Source organism: Maribacter sp. PR1 (assembly GCF_028464145.1).
Classification (GTDB): domain Bacteria; phylum Bacteroidota; class Bacteroidia; order Flavobacteriales; family Flavobacteriaceae; genus Maribacter.
Genome location: NZ_JAQPCG010000009.1, coordinates 1 through 21,983 on the forward strand (window position 1 = coordinate 1; position 21,983 = coordinate 21,983).

Genomic DNA, 21,983 nt, shown 5'->3' on the forward strand with positions numbered 1-21,983 from the left:
CAAGCCGAAATTTGTCATTGACTTTTGATTGATAAAAGAAAAAGCCGCTTAGAGCGGCTTAAAAGGACATGCTTTTTTGAATATTAATGGCTTGTGCAACGGTTACCAATGTTGGCAGTAGTGTTTTTACAATTCCTCCACAAGTTGAATATTATTTCCACAAGTATCATTAAAAACTGCAACTTTTACAGTTCCCATTTCAGTTGGTTTCATACTGAATTTTACTCCAAATTTTGTCAATCTTTCATATTCTTCATCAACACTTTTAACGTCAAATTGAGTGTATGGCATTCCTGCTTCCATCAGTGCGTCTTGATAGATTTTACACGGCTCAAAATGATTTGGTCCTGGTTCCAATAATAATTCTGGTCCATCCTGCCATTCTGAAGAAACCAAGGTTAGCCATCTATTTCCACCTCCTAATGGTAAGTCCTTCTTTTTTAGGAAGCCCAATTTTTCTGTATAAAATTTTAAAGCTTTTTCTTGATCTCGAACTGGAATGCTAATTAGTGTTACTTTCATTTTTGATTTATTTATTAATTTTCCAAAGTTCAGAACTCTGAATCTAATTTGCTTCTCGAAAGTTGCTCTTTTTGAAATTCACTTGGTGATTTCCCCGTTTTAGTTTTAAACAAAGTACTTAATGAACCTAAGCTTTCAAATCCAACAGCAAAACAGGTTTCAGTTACCGACATTCCATTTTTCAGCTGTTCTTTAGATTTTTCAATCCTATTGTTTATTAAGTATTGTCTTGGTGTTAGACCATAATGCTTTATAAATAAGCGTAATAAGTGGTACTTGGAAATAAAACGTAAACGAGATAATAAATCCAAATTCAAATCAGTGTCATAGTTGTTGTCAATATAGTTTCGAACGCCAATTACAGTTTCTATTTGCTCTTTGTTCGAGTAAATAATGCTGTTAATTCTATTTAATTCTCTTTCGTAAAATGTCATTATTTCGTTTTCCTTCATTACTGCCAACGTAGGAATATAGATCATTAATGATCTATTTATCTTCTTATATGCATAACAAGATACTTCTTTTCAAAAATTGAACAAATACGGCATAACACTAGGCTATAATATGTTATCAACCTTTCTATCAAAAAAGGCTACTATAAAACCAAAAACATTTTTTAAAAGTATGTGTACCTCTTTTGCACCAAAGCATGAAGGCATTTTGTTCTATGAGGTGAGAGGATGGGCTTCCCCGATAGAAACAACTCCCCAATCCGGTTGGCCCTGGAGAGTTATTTTATACAGCTATTAAAAAGGTATTCCGGCTAGTTACGTTGCCGTACCTTGGAATCCCCAGTAAGGTGTTGATGTACAACAGTGGCATTGCCTTGATAGTTTAGGACACTGTCGCCACTCGCTTCCATATCAATTGTTCCATTTATGTAGAGGGAAGCTTGGCTATCCCCAGTAAGGTCAATGACAAGGTCAACCACCTGCAGGTCATAGTCCCTTAAGGTACTATCACCGCTTAAACGGGCATTGACATTTTCGGCATACCCAAACAGATCCGCCGTGGAATCGCCGCGAAGGTCCACCCGCAGCCGGTCAACATCCATTTCTCCAGTAAAATGGCTATCCCCATGAACGGTAACGGAAGCGTTATCGGCTAGGATAAGATCTTCAACATTCACAGAGGAGTCTCCGTACACTTCAAAATCCGTAATGTTCCTTGTGGTAATATACGCTCTTAGGGTAGGATTTCCCCGTACGATAACCTTGTTCTCCAGACCAATCTTTAAGGTGTTGCCGCTCTTTAACACGTCAATTTTTCTATGTAGGTTGTCGTTGGCCGTTATCGCTATGCTTTCCTCAGTTTCAGAAAAGCGAACGTACACCTCAAAATCACCGGCTATTTCCAGCTTTTGGTAATCGGAGAAGCCATACTCCACGGTGGTTACTTCGTCCAATGCGGTAAAGACCTGATGATCACAGGAGCTAAAAAGGATTGTTGCGGCCATACAAAGGGCCATGATAATTTTTGTTTTCATTGTGTTTATGATTGATGATGATTAACTAAGTGATCCTACGGGCAACCAACGGAACGCTACGGGTGACCATTCCTCATCTTTGTTCAACGTGTAGACCTGGTTGTTCTGGGTAAACACCCTAACCGTGGCAATGGTTTCGAGCATTGACAGATATTCCGTTTCCATTAGTCCAATTTTTTCTTATACCGGTTGCGCCCCATGTTGAAAACGCCTAGTTTTACCCCGATACCCCCGGAGAAACCGTTGATCCTATCCAAAGGACTGTCCGCCAATTCAATTTCACTGGAGAATCTATACCGTACCCCGGCTTCTAACTGCACATACCTGGAAATATTAAAAAGGACGTTCATCCCCGGTTCCAGAATAAAAACGGCATCTATATCGTCCTCGGTCAAATCCACGTCCTCTTCTTGGACAATGGCGTCATGATTGACATAGCCCACGCCACCCCCTCCGATAAGCACCGGGAAGGATAGGCTTACCTTGGATTTCCCAAAAAGAATGGGCTCCAGATGTAGGCCTCCATAGATGGCAACGATATCATCGTTGCTACGGTTTCTAGGGTTGAAAACATCCTGTTCCGAGTAAAGGACATTGGCCATAAAACCCACCTCGAACTGTCTGTTGGCAACGTAGGCGACTTTTAGTCCGCCAATGTAGGTGTCTTTGTCGTCAATTTCGCCAAAATAGGTGGAAAGGCCCAGATATACACCGTGTACCACATTTTTTCGATCGTTAAAGGTGATGTAATTCTCTTCATGGTCTTGGGAAAAACCAAGGATGCCGAATAGAAGAAAAAGTAGGAGTGCTGTTGTTTTTTGATTGTTCATTGTATTAGGATTGATTGAATGATGTATACTCAAAGACAGTCCATTTTTTTAAGGGTTGCATGGACAAGACTTTTTTAATCGTTAATTGTTACAATTCCCTTACTACCGCTAATGGAAATGTGTCCGGTTTTGGAGTCACCGTAGGTAGCTTCGATTTTTCTTAGTTTTTTTCCATTATCGAGCATATCAGATCGTACGTTTTCAAAATTTTTGGGAAGCCTTACCACGCCCTGTTCTAGGGTCGCATCGAACCGATGTGAAAACTCCCCGACATTCAGGGTAATGTCCGAAGATTCCTGTTCAATGATAATTTGGGCATCGGGTTGCCCGATACCGTAGATCACAAAATCGGTAATTTTTAAGTCGAGCCCCACATCGTCCATTAATTTTTGCAACTTAAAGGTGGAAAATTTTAGACTCCCAAAAACGGAACCGACCTCGTTGATGGCAATCTCGTCCTTATTCGAGTCCAATTCCAAAGCATTGGCCTTACCTATCTTTATCTCACTACCTTCCGTGGTTAGGCGTAAATTTTTGGCCTCGTCCATCGTCAATTGCCCATTCTCCAACATAATAGTGGCATAGTCCAGGTCTTTGGCCCTAATCTTTCCAAAGGTCAGTTTAATATCCGCCTTGTTCAGGCCATCGTTCAACCATAAGTCCCCGTGCTCCAAAACCACATGGAGCGGCCCGGTCCAATCCTCGATAAAAATATCCCCGAACCTATTGGTGATATCCAGTTTGGCTTTTTGGGGCAAAAACACTTCATAATCTATTTGCACCCGGCTCCGGTCCATATCAATGGGATTGGCCTTGTTAAAGAAATCTGCGAACCAGCCAGAATTTCGGTTGGCGATGACGGAAACCACGGAAATAAAACTACTGTTGGATTTTATTTCGGGGCGAATACGGTCTAACAATTCTTTCGCGTCTTCCCGCTTTCTGTGGTTCACCTTTACGTCCATGACCACTTTTACCTTGTTCTGGTCCCAACCGGTCAAGGTAATATTACCGTATTTATTCTCCAATTGGAGTTCGCCGTTCTCCGATAACGAAAAACTTTTTTCAATGGTCTTGGATACCCTCTCTTGTGCCGTGCCCACCATTGTGAGCAGCATTAGGGCCGTCCAAAGGAAGCTTTTATAATGTGTATCCGTATTCATGGTTCGTTTTTTTAGATTCGTTAATCTGATGTAATAAGTTCTCAATGAGCTCAATACGTGTTTTATAGTTGGCCACGATGGCCGCCAGCACTTGCTCGTTGTCCAGGTTGTTGTGCATTTCCTTGCGCAGTACTTCATATTCTGCGTCCAGTTCGTCCATAAAGGATAAAAATTCCGATTTATCGGCATCACTTAGATATTGGTTTTTACGGACCAATTCCACTTGGTAGGCAACCAAATCCTGATAGTGCATATCTATTTCAAGCAATTCCTTGGACACATAGTGTTCCTGCGCCGTATTCGTGTTGAAATATGCCAAGCCAAAAATTGTGGCCAATCCTATTAGCAATGTCACACTTGCCGCAACACGGAACATCGGGCGTTTCCAAAGGGGAATGACCTTTGGGGTGTCTTTTTCCAGTTCTGCCGATATGTGGGCCCATAGCTTGGCCTTGTCCGCAGTGTGCTCATTGAACTCACCGGCATTTTCCCTAATATGTTTTTCAAAATTGTCCATTACAATTCCTTTACGATTTCCAATAATTTCCTTTTGGCCCTGTGGTATTGTGATTTTGAGGTACTGGTGGTAATGTCCAGTATTTCCGAAATCTCCACGTGGTCATATCCTTCAACCAGATACAGGTTGATGATTTGCTTATATCCGTCGGGCAATTGTGCAATGCCCTGTTTTACCTTTTTAATATCCACCGCTTCGTTCCCCATCGTTTCTTCTTCCTGTGATAAGTGAAAGGCGTGTTGTTCCATCGGTACTAGGTCAATTCGCTTTGCTTTTAGATGATTGATGCTTTTGTTGATCACGATCCGCTTCAACCAGGCCCCAAAACTGCTTTCGTATTTAAACCGTTCCAAATTTTTAAAGGCATCCACAAAACTGTCCTGCACAATATCCTCGGCATCTTCCTTGTTACCCAAAAACCGAAGTCCCACATTATACATGGCATCCACGTAAAGGCTATAGAGTTCGTATTGTGAACTGCTATGCCCCGCTTTGGAACGTTCCACTAGGGATTGATGTGTAAATCGAATATCGGTTTCCACGTAATTAGGTTGATGCCTTAAGGTTACACTAAAAGACAAAGGAAAAAAGAAAGGGTTGCACTTGGGACAAAAAAAAGTAAAAAAAGCGCAAAGGGTGCAACCCTGTCATTTTTAACCTGTCCCTTGGTATTATAAAAATTAGTTCAACCCTCAAAAACAAAATCAAAAAATGAACAGACAATTAAATGGAATCTCGCCCGTCCGAAGGAAAATAGGGGTGTTCTGGATACTCCTCATGGGTTCCTTCCTAACCATTGGGCAGACTTCCCATACCATAAGCGGTACCATTACAGATCATGCCAACGGTGAAACCCTTTTTGGGGCTTCGGTGTTTTTATCGGGCACCAGCATAGGCGGCATTACGAATGAATATGGATTTTATTCCATTACGGCTCCCGAGGGCGACTATGTACTCCATATTTCCTACATGGGCTATACCGATATCAATCAGAATATCCATTTGGATCAAGACCTTAAACAGGATATCGAAATTTCCGAGTTTGCCACCGAACTAAACGAAGTGGATGTTATTGCCGAGGAACCCGAAAAGGTCCTCCTTAGAAAACCGGAAATGAGCGTTCTTAAAATGAACGTGGGCACGGTGAAACAAATTCCCGTGGTCCTCGGCGAGGTGGATGTACTTAAGTCCTTACAGATGTTGCCTGGGGTCACCAATAATGGCGAAGGCTCAGGAGGCTTCCATGTGCGTGGCGGGGCCCAGGACCAGAATCTGGTCTTGTTGGACGAGGCCATTATCTACAATACCTCACATATGTTCGGTTTCTTTTCCGTGTTCAATGCCGATGCCATAAAAGATTTAAAACTGTACAAAGGAGGCATTCCCGCACGATTTGGGGGCAGGGTTTCCTCCGTGTTGGATATTCGCCAAAAAGATGGCAACAGCAAGAAATTTGCCCTTACGGGCGGCATAGGGGCCATTTCCAGTAGGCTCACCGCAGAAGGCCCCATGTTTGGCAACAAGGGTTCTTTTTTGGTCGCGGGCAGGCGGTCGTATATCGATCTATTTTTAAAAGCCGCAGGGGAGGAGAATAGTGCCATGTTCTACGACCTTAACCTAAAGACCAATTATAGCATCAATGCCAATAACCGACTCTTTTTAAGCGGGTATTTTGGTCGGGACGGTTTTGAGCTGGGACAAACTTTTACCAGCAGTTATGGGAATGCATCAGGCAATCTACGATGGAACCATATTTTTAATGACCGGCTCTTCTCTAATTTATCCGCCATAGTAAGTCGGTACGATTATGACCTGAATCTCGATTTTGAAAAGTTTGAATGGATTTCGTCCATCAATAACTATAACCTCAAATATGATTTTAAATATTATTTGAACGATGTCTTTACCCTTGATTTTGGGGCAAGCGGTCTCTTTTATGAGTTTGACCCCGGACAGATCCAACCAACTTCGGAAACCTCTTCAATTAACCCACTGTCCTTAGATCAAAAAAGGGCCTTTGAAAGTGGCCTGTACATAAACGCCGAACATAAATTGACCGATAGGCTTACGGCCCAATATGGTCTGCGATACAGTGCCTTTAGCCGATTGGGAGGCCAACCTATATCCAATTATGAAAACGGCCTACCCGTGGTGTACAACTCCCGTTTGGGAATCTATGAGCGGGGAAGGGTCATGGGGGAGACCCAATATTCAAATAGTGAGTCCATTAAAAGTTTCAACAATTTGGAACCTAGGGTTTCCTTGGCCTATTTACTTAATGAAAATGCATCTCTAAAGGCCGGGTTTTCCCGTGCCGCGCAGTATATCCATTTATTGTCCAATACCTCTTCCGTGACCCCGTTGGATGTTTGGACGCCAAGCGGACCTTTTATCAAACCACAATTATCCAATCAATATGCCCTGGGCTATTTTCAGGATTTCAAGGACAAAAAGTACTCCTTGGAAGTGGAGGGTTATTACAAGACCGTGGATAATAGGATCGATTACATCGATGGGTCCGAGCTTATCGGACAAAACACCATTGAGACCGAAATACTAAATGGTGAAATGCGGGCCTACGGTTTGGAATTGCTGTTGCGTAAGAACGAAGGAAAATTGACAGGTTGGATTACCTATACACTTTCCAAATCGGAACAAAGAACACTTGGAGGTTCCGCCGGTGGGCCGGGTATAAACAATGGGGATTGGTACAATACTTTTTTTGACCGCACACACGATATTTCTGTTACCGGGACCTATGCGTTCAACGATCAATGGAGTGTAGGAGGCAATATGGTCTTTCAAACGGGAAGACCGGTGACCTATCCCAATGGTCAATACGAATATGAGGGGATGTCCATTGCCAGCTACTCGGCAAGAAATTCCGACCGATTACCTGCGTACCATCGTATGGATGCATCCCTGACCTACAGACCAAAAAAATATGAAACCAAACGCTTTAAGGGGGAGTGGGTCCTGAGTGTGTACAATCTATATCACCGAAAGAATGCGGCTTCCATATCCTTTGCCCAAAACTTTGAAACCGGGGCCAATGAAGCTACCCGAACCGCCATTTTTGGCATTTTACCCTCAATTACGTACAATTTTAAATTTTGATCATGAAAACATTGATAAAACTATATATACCACTAATACTATTCTTATTGGTGTCATGCCAAGATGTAATAGACGTCGAGTTACAGAGCGGTCCCGAACGATTGGTCGTGGAAGCTTCTTTGGATTGGGAGAAAGGAACTTCCGGACAAAAACAAACCATTCGTTTGACAAAGTCTTCCGCCTATTTTACGACCAATTCCGTTGAAGAGGTCCAAGGTGCGCTAGTTACTGTAACCAATACAAATACAGGCGATTCCTTCACTTTTGAAGATCAGAATAACGGTAATTACGTTGCCACCAATTTTCAGCCCATTATCGGTAATTCCTATGCCTTGCGGATTGAAAATGGTGGGCAGGTTTATTCGGCCACAGAAACCATGACCTCTGTGGCGGAAATCACGGATATTTTCCAGACACGTGACGATGGTTTTAGTGATACCGATTTGGAGGTACATGTGGTCTTCACCGATCCGGAGGTAGAAGGGAACAACTACCTTTTAAGGTTTCAAAAACAGGGTGACCTCTTACCCCTTTTTGAAAATGCCGAGGATGAATTTGTAAACGGTAACGAAATAGATTGGTGGTTTGAAATTGAAGAGGATGAAGTGGACGGATTGGAACCCTTTCAGCCGGGAGATGTTGTATCCATTGAAATGTATGGTATATCCAGGGGTTACTACGATTACATTAAGATTCTTATTGATCAAATGGATGGGGCAGGTTTGTTTTCTTCAACTCCCGTACCTGTACGTGGTAATTGTGTCAATGAAACCAACCCAGAGGACTATGCCTATGGTTATTTTCGATTGACGGAGGTTAACCATGCTACCTATACTTTTACGGAAGATTAATTGGGTTGATGCTGGAAATGCCGGGTTTCTAGGGCCTGGCATTTTTTACTACCATACCACAAAGAATTTTTCATATTCGGTTTCGTTTTTTTTATCCAGGCCATATACGCATTTTGTTTAGGTTTTGTACATGCTGCACAAGTTAGCGAAGAAAGCCATTGTTGATTATTGCCGATTCGGGGAAAGATCGTAACTTTAGGTAGGCATGGAAAAAAAGGAAAATCAGGAGAAGTTGTTCAATAGGTTCAATTTAAGAGATCGCGTACCCTATACGAATTTCTATAAGCGTTTTAAGGGTGTTGACGACTTGTGTTTTCTTTACCCCTTACCAAGAATAATCATGGCAACAGCGGCCAGAAGAGCATCAACCAAGTGGGGCAGTCCTTTATTAAAACCACTAGGGCAAGAACGTGAAATCCATAATCGTCAAGGTGGCCCGAAAACTATTGAAATGGACATTGGCCATGATCAAGACGGGATACCCTACAGGATAGGGCTAATCGAATAAAAAAAGAACATTAACCAAGTTCATAAAACAGTAGATAAGCCCGTACTACAAAACAGCAAGGGTGGCACTTTAAAAGTAATCACATATTTCTATCTAGTGACAGGCCCTATTATAAGCTATAATTCCAAGGGTACTGGTAAATCCAAAATAAAGTATATCACATATCGGATACCCAGCAAGTTATATCAAAAGAAAATATCAATCGACTTTGAAGAACTGGACTAGGGTTTTTCATAGGAGCTATTGTTGAGGATCTATTGTTTTTATTTTGAAGGTACAACTTCAGTTAAAATATCATTTCCTTCTTTGTCGTAGTATATACAAGTCATCCTATCTAGATTTGCAACCCACTTTTCAATTCCTGTTTCCGCACAATGCGTACAAAAGGTAAAATAATCTGTTTCACCTTTTTGGTGAATCTTCAAATACGTTTCAAATTTGGCTTTATCAGAAGTATCCGAAATGGTCAGTTCTTCATATTTCGGTTCGGATTTCGTTTGAAAGCCACCTTTTCCAAAATATATGGTATGACTGTCAAATACCCAGGTCTCAAATTCGGCAACTCCCATTTCCTTAATTTCTTGAATATATTTCGGAAAGTCAGCTCCTGACTTGACTTTTCCGTGCGCACGTTCGATTTGTTCTACTGTAAACATATATATTATCTTTTGGTTTGTTCTTCAATTGAGTGTTCTGATGTCAAGCTAAACACAATTATCATCTAGGTTTTAAATTACGTGAATTTATGGATAAACAATTTGAGAAATCTTCCTGATAATGAAGCAAAGCTAAAAAAGTACTCTAAAATGACGATTATCACAGAATAATTGGGAGGGCTACATTTTTGGGAAAGGCTACAAAACCAGATCTTTTTTCTATTTTATTGTATGGTGCTAGATTTACTGGTGTTAGTGAAGAATTGATTTAATTTAAAACATTAGGAATCAATAAACCTACTCATTTCAATCTGGCTTTCCATAAATTAAGCATACCCACTGACAGAATGATTTATGAGTTATTTCACTGATAGGTGTTTTTATAGAAAAATTTATAAACGTTAAGAATATTCCGACTGTGGTGTTCAATGAGACATATACCCCAATTTAATTAATATAGGTCCACGTAACTTCTTTAATGGGATACTACACTAGCAACAACGGAACTAAATCGTAGCGATAAATAAATAGAAGCCTGTACAGTGGATGTGTATAACCATAGCATTTATTGATTGGCATAGTACTTTTCAATGGTTTATTGGTGGTTTAGCAATACTCAATTTACCCAATGATAGCGATGTACCTCCCCACTTACTTTTCCAGCACACTATCCATATTGTTAAAAGATATCTAAAAACCGTAAATTGACGAAGGAAAAACGATGCTCAAAAGTAGGGGAAACCACTAAATTCCATGATTGAAACTATGACCTAACTTTGAACTTGGGCAGTTCAAATCCGTTTGTAGACATATTGATCCAAATAGTTTTTGCGAAAATTGATCAGGTATGTTAGAGTGGACTAGGTGAAACGATCCTATAATATGCAAAACATTCTGTTTTTAGACATTGAAGTCAATCCCAAAACCAATACAATAGATTATGGAGCAACTTTTAAGGGGCTGGAATTGCATGAAAGAAATAGCAATAGACTGGAGCAATGGATTAAGGAAGCTAAATTCATTTGTGGTCATAACATTATCAACCATGACATTCCAAAGCTAAAAAGTACGTTAGGCGAAGAAGTTTTCATAGGAAAGAAATTTATCGACACCTTATTATGGTCCCCCATTCTATTTGTTAAAAGGCCAAACCATAAGCTTACCAAAGGCTACCGTATTGTCAATGCATCAGAAGTCAATAACCCACTTTCAGACTGTAAATTAACGGAAGACTACTTGACCAAAGAGTTGAACAGGTTTATAGAATTAAGTATAGAGGAACAAAGTGTGTATTATGAACTGCTCAAAAGTAATCCTAGCTTTAGCGGCTTTTTTGAAATGGCTGGCTTTAATGGTTCGAAACTGGTTAAAACACACATTGGTCAGCTACTTGGAGAAGAGATATGCTCAGATGTAGATTGGGATTATTATTCGGAGCGGTTTCCTATTGGTCTTGCTTATGTGTTTACCTTATTAAAATTAGGAGATAACGATGCTGTATTGCCTCCATGGGTTAGACAAGAATATCCAGAAGCTGAAAAAATACTCAATGATATCCGTTTTGAATCTTGCCATACTTCGGGATGCCCTTATTGCTCGAACAAGTTGGATCCCAAAAAAGCCCTGTACGAATATTTCAATTATAGCGGTTTCAAAAAATTCGAAGAACACAGAGCCACCAGTTTACAAGAAGAAGCTATTAGGGCAGGTTTGCAAAAAAAATCTTTTGTGGCTGTATTTCCTACAGGTGGAGGGAAGTCACTGACCTTTCAATTGCCAGCCTTAATGCGAGGTGCTTCCACAAGACATTTGACCGTGGTTATTTCTCCCTTGATATCCCTTATGAAAGATCAGGTTGATAATCTGACGGCACGTTTTGGGATAACCAAGGCAGTTGCAATTAATGGGTTACTGTCGCCTCTTGAACGTCAGGAAGCATTTGAAAGGGTTTCGGATGGAAGGGCAGATTTACTTTATCTGTCTCCAGAATCGTTACGGTCTCCATCAATTTTTAGATTGATATTAACGCGTTCTGTGGGTCGAATAGTTATTGATGAAGCACACTGCTTTTCTAGTTGGGGGCAAGACTTTAGGGTCGATTATATGTTTATAGCCGATTTTATAAAAAAAATAGAATCCGAGAAAAATGTAACACAGATACCGGTGTCATGTTTTACGGCCACGGCAAAGCTTCAGGTAATTAAGGACATAAAATTTTATTTTGAGGACCACCTAGGTTTGGAGTTGGACGAGTTTATTACGAATAAAGGAAGAACCAACCTATCCTATGAAGTAATCAATGTTGAAGACCCTGAGCGCAAAATGAGTTATTTATTGCGTGTACTTGAAGATTGTGAAAAGCCAGCAATTGTCTATGCCTCCAGAACTAAACAAGTGGAAAATGTCTGCGCTTTGGTGAATGAGGCTGGTTTTAATGCCACTTTTTTTCATGGGAAATTGGACAAGGATACCAAAAAGACAAACATGAATGCCTTTATGCAGGAGGAGAACGACATCATTGTGGCTACTTCTGCTTTTGGAATGGGTGTTGACAAGGACAATGTGAAGACTGTCGTTCATTACAATATTTCAGATTCACTAGAAAATTATGTGCAGGAAGCAGGGCGGGCCGGAAGGGATGAAAAAATTCATGCCAAGTGCTACATTTTATACAGTGAGGAGGATTTGAACAAACATTTCAGTCTGTTACAGCAGACCAAACTGAACCACAAGGAGATTAAGGATATTTGGAGAGCTATCAAAGGTCAGGCGAAGTTTAGGGTTAAGATCAGTCAATCCGCTTTGGAGATTGCCAAAAAATCCGGTTGGGACGCAGAAATGTTGGACTTGGAAACGAAGGTAAAAACAGCTATCTCTGCTTTGGAGGATCAAGGGTTTTTGGTGAGATCTTTAAATTCACCTCGAGTATTCGCAGATAGTTTATTGGTTAAAAATTTTGGTAATGGGCAGGAGATTCTTAGAAAAAGTAAAAAAATAACAGATCAAGATAAGAAAGACTGTGGCATTGTTTTGAAACGGATAATCACTGATGGCGAGACTAGGGTAGATTATCTTGCAGATACTACCCAGTTGAGTGCGAAAAGAATACAAGATGTTATCCGTATGCTTAGGGACCATGTGATATTGGGGGATGCTAAAGATTTAACCGCATTTTTGAGTTTGGTTCAATCTAAGAATGGTTCAAAAAGAATACTGGAGGACTATTTAAAAGTAGAAAAGGGCATACTTGAAATGATTACCTCCAATAGAATACAAATTCCATTACGGGAATTAAACCAAAAGTTATTGGATAGTGGGGTTGTGGAGTCCAATGTTGCATTTATCAAAACCTTGCTAACGTATTGGGATAAAAGGCGATTTATCAAGAAGAGCAGAACAGACAGGGAAAGGGATATATATGAAATAGCATTTATTAATCGGGAAAATCTCATTGAAGATATTCAATGGCGTCACGATCTATCGTTGTTCACTTTCAGGTTTCTTGAAGATCTTGCCATCCATAACAAGGAACATACAGGAGGAAAGGAAGAAGTGCCTGTTTCGTTCTCCCTACTTGAGTTAAAAGAATCCAACCAGTTTATGGGGAGTCTGGTAGAAGAAAATACCAAAAAATACGAAATCTGTCTGTTGTTCTTAAATGATATAAAAGCTATATCCCTGGAGGGAGGGTTTATGGTTTCGTACAACAAACTGAATATATCGGAAGTGGATACGGACAGAAGAGTGTTCACTACGGATAACTACAGCAAAATCAAAGAATTTTACCTACATAGAACAGAACAAATCCATATTGTCGGGGAATATGCCAAGAAATGTGTTCAAAACTATGAATCGGCTTTAGCCTATGTCAATGATTATTTCACATTGGATTACGAGGAGTTTTTGGCCCAGTATTTTCCCAGAAAGAAAAAAGAAATACAGCGGTCGATAACCCCAAAACGCTTTATGGAAATCATTCAAGATTTGGATACCGACCAGACCAAGGTCATTGAGGACAACAAATCGGATAATATATTGGTTTATGCCGGTCCGGGCAGCGGTAAGACCAAGGTTTTAGTTCATAAAATAGCAAGTTTGTTGCTGATTGAAGATATAAAGCCGGAACAATTTATGATGCTAACCTTTTCCAAGGCCGCTTCATTGGAATTTGCACAGCGAGTTAGAAGCCTCGTACCTGAATATTCAGGGCTTATCAAAATTACCACTTTCCATGGTTTCTGTTTTCAATTGTTGGGTCAATTGGGAGACCTTGACAAGTCTCAAAATGTAATTCAGGATTGTATTCAAGCTATCAAGGAAGGGGAAATTGATATTTCATCCCTTGAGAACAAGAGTATCCTGATGTTTGATGAGTTTCAAGATATAAATAAAGAAGAGTGGGAATTAATAGAATTGATAATCGAAAAGGCAGAAAAACCACGGGTCATCGCCGTTGGGGATGATGACCAGAATATCTATAGTTTTAGGGGTTCTTCCAATGCATTTATGGGTAAGTTTAGAAGTGCCTATGGCGCAACCTTATACACACTTCCCAAAAATTACCGAAGTTATCCAGCCATTGTAGAGTTTAACAATCACGTTCTGGCCTATCTTAGAAATAGATTAAAAAACCAACGGCTAATTCCCGGCCGAAATAAGGGTGAAGGGCATATCAACATTATTAAATACAGTGGGAAATACTTAGAGAAACCTTTGGTTGAATATTTGGCTGATTCGCAGCTACATGGAAACAAAGCCGTTTTAACCAGAACAAATATTGAAGCCTTGCAAGTGAGCTCCATGCTAAAGGGGCTTGGGTACAAGGTAAAATTAATGGCAGGTTTTGAGGGGTTTCGGATTTCCGATCTGTTTGAAATTAGGTGCTTTGATCAAAAATTGAGCAGTGAGGTTGGGGAATCAGGGATGCTATTTGAGGCAACATGGGATTTGGCATTGGATTGGTTTAGGAATGTTTTCAAGCAAAGTTTGCACTTTGAAACTTGTATGGCCTTGATCAAGAAATTTGACTTTATAAATCCCGACAAAAAGTTATTGGTGGATTGGAGGGAATTCTGTAGGGAAATAAATATGGAGGATGCCATACACCCTGATTCCGAAAGTATCGTCGTATCAACGATGCACAAGGCCAAGGGAAAGGAATACGACCATGTACTCATGTTGGTGGTCGATTATGATTATAGCACTGATGACTCCAGAAGGTTGTTATATGTGGCTAGTACAAGGGCCAAGAAGACCTTGCATATCCATACCAATATTAACTTTTATGATAATGTTGAATCAAAAAACATTACCAGAAATGGGTTCACCGGAGAATTGAGTGAACCGTTGAGCTATGAGATGGTTTTGGGCCATAAAGATGTACGTTTAAGTTCTTTTAACTATCCAATCCCGTTATCAATTTTGAAGACGATTAAAACAGGCGATCTACTCGAAAAGGGTGGTAAGACTTTCGGTAACACTGAAGCTCCTGGTCTGGCTAAGAAATCGCAAGGCAATTTGTTATTGTTCTCAAAGAAGTTTGTTGCAGAACACTATAACCCAATGATCAAAAAGGGCTATGCTATAACCAGTGGCACAGCAGAATATATTGTTTATTGGTACAACAAGAATGATGAAAAAGAGTATAAAATCGTTTTACCTAGGTTGAAATTTGCGAAAAACTAACTTTGGAGAACTGGACTAGGGCTTTTCATAGGATACGTTTTTGTACCCGGTACTTTTTACCTAACTTACTAATTCTACCGATACTAATTCTGCAAGTTTACCGGAAATAAGTTCTAAAGTTTCTTCTGAACTATCTAAACCACTTCTTGAAGCTAATAAAGGACTAACATCTCTCAGCTCTTCGTAAGTCGTACCGTGAACTATTGGAACGAGCTGGTCTGTCGCAAGCAAAGCGGAAAGTTCTTTATCCGCAATTCCTGCATTTTCTATTCTTTCTAAAAATTTAGGTGTTACTAATACGATGCCTATTTTAGATTTCGCAAGTCCTTTATCAATTTCGCGCAAAAGGGAAGTTCCTAACGGTACATCTTTTTCGCTGAACCAAACTGAAACACTTTTAGAGATAAGTAAATCATATAAATCTTTCGTACTATTTTTTCTGTCGTCCCAAGCATGGCAAAGAAATATGTCCCGTAAATCAGGTTTTTTAGATCTTTCCTCTACAATTTTTCTTGCAGGTGTAAGAGTTTTGATTTCGGTAGGTGTATAATATATTGAAGAACCAGAATTTGACCAACTTGGTTTTTTAGTCCTTCCCTTATTTACATTGTAATTACTGCTTCTTCCAGATGTACCTCTGGATGAACTTCCAGAAAAATTAGGTGTATATGTCGGTTCATAGTAGGAATATGACCTCGAATAACCTCGAGATTTATATCTACAAACTGGACAATTCGCTGCCGCACTTGCTGATTTGTGACCTCTAATCGGTGCTGTACATCTTGCCATATTCTTATATTATGATTATTAATTTATTTGCTGGTTATGTTTTGAGTTCTTATGTTTTTTCGGAATTACACATAACTAGTCTATATACCCAACTTTATTAAGCTTATAATGCCTATTTAATTGGCTATCCATAACTTTTGCAATTAAATCCACAGCATACTAATCTAATTGTTCAATAAAATTTTGGGGAGATAACGTTAAATGTAAGAATTTTCTAGAAAGGATGATACGGGAATCTGTAAGGAAATTAAAACAGAGATTTTAAGGGAAGAATATTATCCTTAGCTTTTCAACTTCAAAGTCTAACCATATTAAAAAAAGCACTAAGCTTTAAGTCTCTCGCTTCACAAATTTTATGTAAGGTTTCTACCGGTATTCTATATTCTTTTCTACCTTTTATTTTCCTTACTGTACTTTCATCAATATTATGTTTAGCAGCAAAAGAACTCTGGGATTTTCCTTCATTAATCCAAGGAAGCAACCACTCCTTAGTTATATAGCTACATATTTCCACATTAATGTTTGACATCAAGACAAAGAAATAGGATGGGGAATACAATATCTCGGTCGTTCGACCGAAATTGAGATTTTTTTACTATATTGCATGCTGTTATATAAATTTGCGATTCTTCGTTTAGAACATATTTGAAGCTTTCGCTTGGAGTCCCAACTAGAAAACTGGTAATTTTTTGCAACGGGACAATAAGCAGACGGCTCACGACCCGGGCGTGGGCTCGCTTATCGTTGCACGGTATACCAGTACCGCTAGTTGATAAGTTGAGTTTCGCGCCTTTTTTTGCGTATAATCCACTTACCTTCTTCATAGCGTTTGCCCTTATATCCTTTTTTCGTTGTATCGTATCGTTTAATTAAGGTATTATGGCAGACCGCTTTTACAAATTCTCTTTGCATACCGTAAACGGTTCAGTGCGTTCCCAGTATGGCATCGCCTTTACCGCCTATGACCGTTTGTTCAAGAAAAAACCAAAAAATCCGGTCTAACTTTTACCGGCCGTAACCTTGGGCCTACGAATACACTTTTCCGGTTAACGATTACACCCATTACCCAAGGTTTTATCCTAACATTCATGGCATCCGGTCCTAGTCCGTAACATCGGCCACCCCCTTTGTACGCTTTACATATCCAATCCTGCACAGGTGTTGGACAGCCCTACCCTTGCCAAAAGGTAACGGAAAAAAGGTGTTTCCCTTTCCGGGAATTACACCCTTTCGTCCAAGGGTCGCTCTCCAATACCCACACCCGGAAAGGGATAGGCAAGGCCTGTTTTAATCGTATTGTCTAACCAAACATTCTAAATTATGAATAAAAAATCAACATCCAACCCTAGTCTTACCGCTTTAATTACGGTCCTACTGGTGCTCTCCCCTTTTCTCAATACCATTTTGGAGGCAGTTCCCCCAAAGCGCAGGACACCCAGAAAGCATTTCAGAGTACAGCAGACCACCGTCACGGGTACTATAACCAATCCCAACGATCAGCCTGTTCTTGGGGCCACCGTCCGCATTGCAGACTCCAATACCGGTACGGTAACGGACCTAAACGGTACCTATCGCCTACCCGCCCAAACCGGGGACGTGCTTGTCATTTCCGCTATAGGCTTTAAGACGGAACGGGTTACCGTAGGCCAACAACGGACCATAGACCTACAACTTTTCGAGGATATCACCCAATTAGAGGAAGTCACCCTAAACGCGGGCTACTATACGGTTTCTGAGCGGAAACGTACAGGAAGCATTGAAAAGGTGACCGCCGCGGACATTGAAAAACAGCCTGTATCCAATCCGTTAGCAGCCCTACAGGGGCGGATGACTGGGGTGTACATCCAGCAAAACACGGGACTTCCCGGCGGGGACTTTAACATACGTATTCGGGGCACCAACAGCCTTCGTCTCAATGGCAATGCTCCCTTGTATGTTGTAGACGGAGTTCCTTTTCCGTCCGCCTCCATTAAGGATTCCCGAGTGTCATCCGCAACCGTCACTTCAAGTCCACTGAACAACATCAATCCTTTGGACATTGCCAGTATAGAAATACTCAAGGATGCGGATGCCACCGCCATTTACGGTTCCCGAGGAGCCAACGGCGTGGTGTTGATCACCACTAAAAAGGGAAGCAGCGGAACCGTTAAATTCAACGTGCATATGCAAACGGGAACTGCTCGCATAGCCCATAAAATGGATTTGCTGAATACGGAGCAGTACCTACAAATGCGGGAGGAGGCCTTTGCCAACGATAACCTAACACCGACCCCGGCAAATGCACCTGACCTTACCGTCTGGGACAGAAACCGCCATACGGACTGGCAGGACCAGCTCCTCGGAGGCAATGCCTATATGAACAATGTCCAATTATCCGCCTCTGGGGGCAATGAACGGACAACCTTTCGGTTAGGGGGTGGTTTCCGTAACGAAACGACCATATTGCCGGGCTCTTTTGGTGTCAAAAAAATCAATGGTCTTATAAACCTTAACCATAAATCAACCGACAATAGGTTTACGGCATCCGCTTCTGCAAGCTTTGTACACAACCATTCGGATATGATGTCCGGCCTACTACTATTTCCCGCGCTTAAGCTTGCACCAAATGCTCCAGAGCTTTACGATGAAGACGGGAACCTTAATTGGGCGGACAACACCTGGACCAATCCCTTGGCCGAACTGGAAAAGAAATACAAGAGCAACACGGGAAACCTCATCACCAACGCCAATCTTGCCTTTGAGCTGCTACCCGGTCTGGAATTAAGTTCAGGGATGGGGTACAACACCTTGTTTACCAAGGAATCCCAATTTACCCCATTGTCTTCCATACGACCGACATACAGGGCGTTTATTCCAAGATCGGCCAACCAAAATACCAGTAGCATTAGCACATGGATTTGGGAACCCCAATTGAAATATAAAAGAAAATTTGGAAAGTTGGGGATGAACACCCTGCTTGGGGCCACCCTACAGAAAACCACAAATCAGTTCTTTGTAATCAACGCCAAGGGTTTTAACAGCGATGCATTATTGGAAAATATGCAAGCGGCCACTACCCTTGAAGTTTATAAGGACAGTGAAACAAAATACAAATACCAGGCAATTTTTGCCCGCTTAAACTTTAGCTACGATGATACCTATTTTATAAACCTGACCGGTAGACGGGACGGGTCTTCCAGATTTGGTCCCGGCAAACAATATGGAAACTTCGGGGCCCTTGGTGCCGCTTGGATCTTCTCCAACGAAAAGCCTTTTGAGCAGGGTTCCGTGCTGAGTTTTGGAAAGCTACGTGGCAGTTATGGTACAACAGGAAGCGACCAAATAGGAGACTACCAATACCTCAACCTTTGGAGTCCGGTTGCTCAGCCCTACCAGGACCAAACCGGACTCATCCCTTCCCGGTTGTACAATCCTAATTTTGGTTGGGAGACCAATATTAAAATGGAAGTGGCCCTGGACCTAGGCTTTTTTAACGACCGGCTATTGTTCAGCTCCAATTTCTTTCAAAATAGATCCGGGAATCAGTTGGTTGGCCTTGCCCTCCCAGGGACTACGGGCTTCACTACCATACAGTCCAATTTACCGGCAACCGTCGAAAATACAGGATGGGAATTCCAACTGAATACCAAAAATGTGAGTTCCGACACTTTTCAATGGAACACCTCCATAAACCTTTCCGTTTTACGGAACAAGTTGTTGGAATATCCTGATTTGGAAGACTCGCCTTACGCAAATACCTACGTTATAGGGGAGCCCTTAAGTGTATTTAATGGTTACAGGAACACGGGAGTGGATTCGGCAACGGGGGTGTACTCCTTTGAAGACGCGAACGGGGACGGCTTTCTCTCTTTTCCTGATGATGTACAAGTTCTAGGCAACCAATCGGTGGATTTCTTTGGGGGCATACAAAACTCGTTTCAGTTGGGCAATCTAGGTCTGGAATTCCTAATACAGGGAGTCAAACAAACAGGTTCCAGTGCAGAATTTTCATTTGATCCACCAGGATTTCAGTCCAACCAACCCACCCGTGTCCTGAACCGTTGGCAAAACGAAGAGGATGTTGCCCATGTTCAACGGTTCACCTCCACTTATAATGATGCCGCTTTTAAATATTATGACCTACTGGTTAGCGATTATACACTGGTCGATGCCTCCTTTCTTAGACTACGCAATGTTTCCATTGCATACGACGTGCCTCTTCCCGACAAGTCCAATATCGGGCTTCGACTATATCTCCAAGGACAAAATTTGGTCACCATCACAAACTATAAGGGTCTTGATCCAGAAAATCCAGGGGTGAATGAAATCCCTAATCTTAGGCAATACACCCTCGGACTTCAGTTAAATTTTTAAAACATATGATTATGAAATACTTCAAAAGCTTAATATCCATGGTAAGAAACTTACCATTGAATTTAACCCAAGGAAAAAATAGGCAAGGTTCCAAAGTTACTTCAAAACCCCTACAACAAAAGAAAATCCTTGCCTGTACGCTCCTTCTTGTCATTAGCGTTATGGCCTTTCTTGCTTCCTGTGAATCGATAGCAGTGGATGAGCCTACTTATTTGTTGTCAGATACCTCCGTTTTTCAGGATGAAACTACAGCGGAATCTGCCGTAGTCGGCATCTATAGCCAAATTATGGGCGGAACCGCTTTTGCCAGTGGTGGTAGGCAAAGCGTTACCTATTTAAGTGGATTATCGGCCGACACCTTTACCAATTACTCCTTTCTGGCCGATGAAAACCAATTTTACACCAATGCTCTAAATGCCACTAACAATACACTGGAGCAGTCTATATGGAACCAAGGGTACAACCATATTTATACGGCGAACAGTATTCTTGAAGGCCTGGCTAAGGCTACCGAGATTTCAGCGGATACAAAACAACGCTTGGAAGGGGAGGCTAAATTTATAAGGGCTTTTTTCAATTTCTATCTCGTTAATCTCTTTGGGGATATTCCTTTGGTAACCACTACGGATTATTTAATTAACAGTACGATTTCCAGAAGCCCTGTTGCGGACATTTACGAGCAGATTATTGCTGATTTGGAAGATGCTGAAAAATACTTGCCCAGCGATTACTCCTTTTATTCCGGAATGCGCACAAGACCTACCCGTTTTGCAGCTAGTGCCCTATTGGCACGGACATTTTTATATACAGAACAATGGAGTATGGCCGAACAGGAGGCCTCTAAACTTATAGGGGCCACAGATGTGTTTACCTTGGAAAGTGATTTGGACAATGTTTTTCTGGCTACCAGTAAAGAGGCAATTTGGCAATTGGCATCCATAGACGGGACACGGGATACCTGGGAAGGATACAATTTCATTTTGACCAATACACCACCAATCGCTGTAACCTTGGCGGATGGCTTTCTACAGAATTTTGGACCAAACGATTCCCGGTTGTTGCAATGGACCGGCCATATCACGGATGGAACCCAATCATACGGCTTTCCCTTTAAATATAAAATAAGGGCCGGTGGGACGGGAAGCGAATTTTCGATGGTACTTCGCCTCGCGGAACAATATCTGATACGTGCCGAAGCAAGGGCCATGTTGGGAAATCTTCCAAATGCCCTAGCAGACCTGAACACCATTCGTACCCGTGCAGGGGTTGCTAATATCCAGGCAAGCGAGATTCCAGAATTTAGCGATTTACTTATGGAAGAAAGACATTTAGAACTCTTTGCGGAATGGGGACATCGATGGCTGGACTTGAAAAGAACCGGAAGGGCGAATACTGTTTTGTCGCCCTTAAAGCCGGATTGGCAGGAAACGGACGTCCTATACCCCATCCCCCAACAGGAAATACAAACCAACCCAAACCTCTCCCAAAACCCCGGTTACTAATAAT

The 21,983-nt window shown here is 41.3% G+C and carries 18 protein-coding genes; 7 read left to right on the forward strand and 11 right to left on the reverse strand.

The genetic code is table 11. The features are described 5' to 3' along the window. Positions 1 to 126: 126 nt before the first annotated feature. The 8 genes from PP182_RS17415 to PP182_RS17450 form a co-directional block, all read right to left on the reverse strand. Positions 127 to 522, reverse strand: a complete 396-nt coding sequence (locus PP182_RS17415; RefSeq protein WP_272652548.1) for a VOC family protein — start codon at positions 520 to 522, stop codon at positions 127 to 129. Between the two features lie 29 nt (positions 523 to 551). After that, a complete protein-coding gene (locus PP182_RS17420) occupies positions 552 to 974 on the reverse strand; it encodes a helix-turn-helix domain-containing protein (protein ID WP_272652549.1) in 423 nt (140 codons plus the stop codon). A gap of 311 nt (positions 975 to 1,285) precedes the next feature. Continuing rightward, positions 1,286 to 2,008 carry a head GIN domain-containing protein gene (locus PP182_RS17425; RefSeq protein ID WP_272652550.1) on the reverse strand — a complete coding sequence of 241 codons (723 nt, stop codon included), beginning with the start codon at positions 2,006 to 2,008 and terminating at the stop codon, positions 1,286 to 1,288. Between the two features lie 21 nt (positions 2,009 to 2,029). Continuing rightward, on the reverse strand, positions 2,030 to 2,173 hold the full coding sequence (locus tag PP182_RS17430; RefSeq protein WP_272652551.1) for a hypothetical protein: 144 nt from the start codon (positions 2,171 to 2,173) through the stop codon (positions 2,030 to 2,032). Then, positions 2,173 to 2,838 carry a hypothetical protein gene (locus PP182_RS17435; RefSeq protein ID WP_272652552.1) on the reverse strand — a complete coding sequence of 222 codons (666 nt, stop codon included), beginning with the start codon at positions 2,836 to 2,838 and terminating at the stop codon, positions 2,173 to 2,175. The genes PP182_RS17430 and PP182_RS17435 overlap by 1 nt, the downstream gene beginning before the upstream one ends. 74 nt (positions 2,839 to 2,912) lie before the next feature. Continuing rightward, positions 2,913 to 4,001, reverse strand: coding sequence for a hypothetical protein (locus PP182_RS17440; protein WP_272652553.1), 1,089 nt, complete (start codon positions 3,999 to 4,001; stop codon positions 2,913 to 2,915). Further along, positions 3,979 to 4,518 (reverse strand): hypothetical protein, encoded by a 540-nt coding sequence (locus tag PP182_RS17445; protein WP_272652554.1) that lies wholly within the window; start codon positions 4,516 to 4,518, stop codon positions 3,979 to 3,981. The genes PP182_RS17440 and PP182_RS17445 overlap by 23 nt, the downstream gene beginning before the upstream one ends. Further along, positions 4,518 to 5,060: an RNA polymerase sigma factor gene (locus PP182_RS17450; RefSeq protein WP_272652555.1), complete on the reverse strand. Its 543-nt coding sequence runs from the start codon at positions 5,058 to 5,060 to the stop codon at positions 4,518 to 4,520. Before PP182_RS17450 ends, PP182_RS17445 begins: the two co-directional genes overlap by 1 nt. A gap of 169 nt (positions 5,061 to 5,229) precedes the next feature. Here PP182_RS17450 and PP182_RS17455 point away from each other — a divergent pair, with 169 nt between their 5' ends. From PP182_RS17455 to PP182_RS17465, 3 genes are all read left to right on the forward strand, one after another. Next, entirely contained in the window at positions 5,230 to 7,635 is a 2,406-nt protein-coding gene (locus PP182_RS17455; protein WP_272652556.1) for a TonB-dependent receptor, read from the forward strand. Between the two features lie 2 nt (positions 7,636 to 7,637). Next, entirely contained in the window at positions 7,638 to 8,486 is an 849-nt protein-coding gene (locus PP182_RS17460; RefSeq protein WP_272652557.1) for a DUF4249 domain-containing protein, read from the forward strand. Between the two features lie 205 nt (positions 8,487 to 8,691). Next, complete coding sequence (locus PP182_RS17465) at positions 8,692 to 8,994, forward strand: hypothetical protein (RefSeq protein ID WP_272652558.1); 303 nt, start codon at positions 8,692 to 8,694, stop codon at positions 8,992 to 8,994. Between the two features lie 263 nt (positions 8,995 to 9,257). On the opposite strand, the gene PP182_RS17470 is transcribed toward PP182_RS17465, so the two are convergent. Then, complete coding sequence (locus PP182_RS17470) at positions 9,258 to 9,650, reverse strand: DUF1398 domain-containing protein (RefSeq protein WP_272652559.1); 393 nt, start codon at positions 9,648 to 9,650, stop codon at positions 9,258 to 9,260. Between the two features lie 882 nt (positions 9,651 to 10,532). On the opposite strand from PP182_RS17470, the gene PP182_RS17475 reads away from it, so the two are divergent. Then, positions 10,533 to 15,335: a RecQ family ATP-dependent DNA helicase gene (locus PP182_RS17475; protein ID WP_272652560.1), complete on the forward strand. Its 4,803-nt coding sequence runs from the start codon at positions 10,533 to 10,535 to the stop codon at positions 15,333 to 15,335. A gap of 60 nt (positions 15,336 to 15,395) precedes the next feature. Here PP182_RS17475 and PP182_RS17480 read toward each other — a convergent pair whose 3' ends face one another. Together PP182_RS17480 and PP182_RS17485 are read right to left on the reverse strand one after the other, a co-directional pair. Continuing rightward, complete coding sequence (locus tag PP182_RS17480; RefSeq protein ID WP_272652561.1) at positions 15,396 to 16,124, reverse strand: toll/interleukin-1 receptor domain-containing protein; 729 nt, start codon at positions 16,122 to 16,124, stop codon at positions 15,396 to 15,398. A 295-nt stretch (positions 16,125 to 16,419) separates the two neighbouring features. After that, entirely contained in the window at positions 16,420 to 16,653 is a 234-nt protein-coding gene (locus tag PP182_RS17485) for a helix-turn-helix domain-containing protein (protein WP_272652562.1), read from the reverse strand. A gap of 350 nt (positions 16,654 to 17,003) precedes the next feature. On the opposite strand from PP182_RS17485, the gene PP182_RS17490 reads away from it, so the two are divergent. The 3 genes from PP182_RS17490 (at position 17,004) to PP182_RS17500 (ending at position 21,979) form a co-directional block, all read left to right on the forward strand. Beyond that, positions 17,004 to 17,126 (forward strand): hypothetical protein, encoded by a 123-nt coding sequence (locus PP182_RS17490; RefSeq protein WP_272652563.1) that lies wholly within the window; start codon positions 17,004 to 17,006, stop codon positions 17,124 to 17,126. Between the two features lie 318 nt (positions 17,127 to 17,444). Next, on the forward strand, positions 17,445 to 20,477 hold the full coding sequence (locus PP182_RS17495; RefSeq protein ID WP_272652564.1) for a SusC/RagA family TonB-linked outer membrane protein: 3,033 nt from the start codon (positions 17,445 to 17,447) through the stop codon (positions 20,475 to 20,477). 11 nt (positions 20,478 to 20,488) lie between these two features. Continuing rightward, positions 20,489 to 21,979 carry a RagB/SusD family nutrient uptake outer membrane protein gene (locus PP182_RS17500; protein WP_272652565.1) on the forward strand — a complete coding sequence of 497 codons (1,491 nt, stop codon included), beginning with the start codon at positions 20,489 to 20,491 and terminating at the stop codon, positions 21,977 to 21,979. The last annotated feature ends 4 nt before the right edge of the window (positions 21,980 to 21,983 follow it).

What these genes read in the sequence shown, in the direction of transcription:
- PP182_RS17415 (WP_272652548.1), bottom strand. Translation starts at nt 522, where the DNA reads ATGAAAGTAACACTAATTAGCATTCCAGTTCGAGATCAAGAAAAAGCT.
- PP182_RS17420 (WP_272652549.1), bottom strand. Translation starts at nt 974, where the DNA reads ATGAAGGAAAACGAAATAATGACATTTTACGAAAGAGAATTAAATAGA.
- PP182_RS17425 (WP_272652550.1), bottom strand. Translation starts at nt 2,008, where the DNA reads ATGAAAACAAAAATTATCATGGCCCTTTGTATGGCCGCAACAATCCTT.
- PP182_RS17430 (WP_272652551.1), bottom strand. Translation starts at nt 2,173, where the DNA reads ATGGAAACGGAATATCTGTCAATGCTCGAAACCATTGCCACGGTTAGG.
- PP182_RS17435 (WP_272652552.1), bottom strand. Translation starts at nt 2,838, where the DNA reads ATGAACAATCAAAAAACAACAGCACTCCTACTTTTTCTTCTATTCGGC.
- PP182_RS17440 (WP_272652553.1), bottom strand. Translation starts at nt 4,001, where the DNA reads ATGAATACGGATACACATTATAAAAGCTTCCTTTGGACGGCCCTAATG.
- PP182_RS17445 (WP_272652554.1), bottom strand. Translation starts at nt 4,518, where the DNA reads ATGGACAATTTTGAAAAACATATTAGGGAAAATGCCGGTGAGTTCAAT.
- PP182_RS17455 (WP_272652556.1), top strand. Translation starts at nt 5,230, where the DNA reads ATGAACAGACAATTAAATGGAATCTCGCCCGTCCGAAGGAAAATAGGG.
- PP182_RS17460 (WP_272652557.1), top strand. Translation starts at nt 7,638, where the DNA reads ATGAAAACATTGATAAAACTATATATACCACTAATACTATTCTTATTG.
- PP182_RS17465 (WP_272652558.1), top strand. Translation starts at nt 8,692, where the DNA reads ATGGAAAAAAAGGAAAATCAGGAGAAGTTGTTCAATAGGTTCAATTTA.
- PP182_RS17470 (WP_272652559.1), bottom strand. Translation starts at nt 9,650, where the DNA reads ATGTTTACAGTAGAACAAATCGAACGTGCGCACGGAAAAGTCAAGTCA.
- PP182_RS17475 (WP_272652560.1), top strand. Translation starts at nt 10,533, where the DNA reads ATGCAAAACATTCTGTTTTTAGACATTGAAGTCAATCCCAAAACCAAT.
- PP182_RS17480 (WP_272652561.1), bottom strand. Translation starts at nt 16,124, where the DNA reads ATGGCAAGATGTACAGCACCGATTAGAGGTCACAAATCAGCAAGTGCG.
- PP182_RS17485 (WP_272652562.1), bottom strand. Translation starts at nt 16,653, where the DNA reads ATGTCAAACATTAATGTGGAAATATGTAGCTATATAACTAAGGAGTGG.
- PP182_RS17490 (WP_272652563.1), top strand. Translation starts at nt 17,004, where the DNA reads ATGGCAGACCGCTTTTACAAATTCTCTTTGCATACCGTAAACGGTTCA.
- PP182_RS17495 (WP_272652564.1), top strand. Translation starts at nt 17,445, where the DNA reads ATGAATAAAAAATCAACATCCAACCCTAGTCTTACCGCTTTAATTACG.
- PP182_RS17500 (WP_272652565.1), top strand. Translation starts at nt 20,489, where the DNA reads ATGAAATACTTCAAAAGCTTAATATCCATGGTAAGAAACTTACCATTG.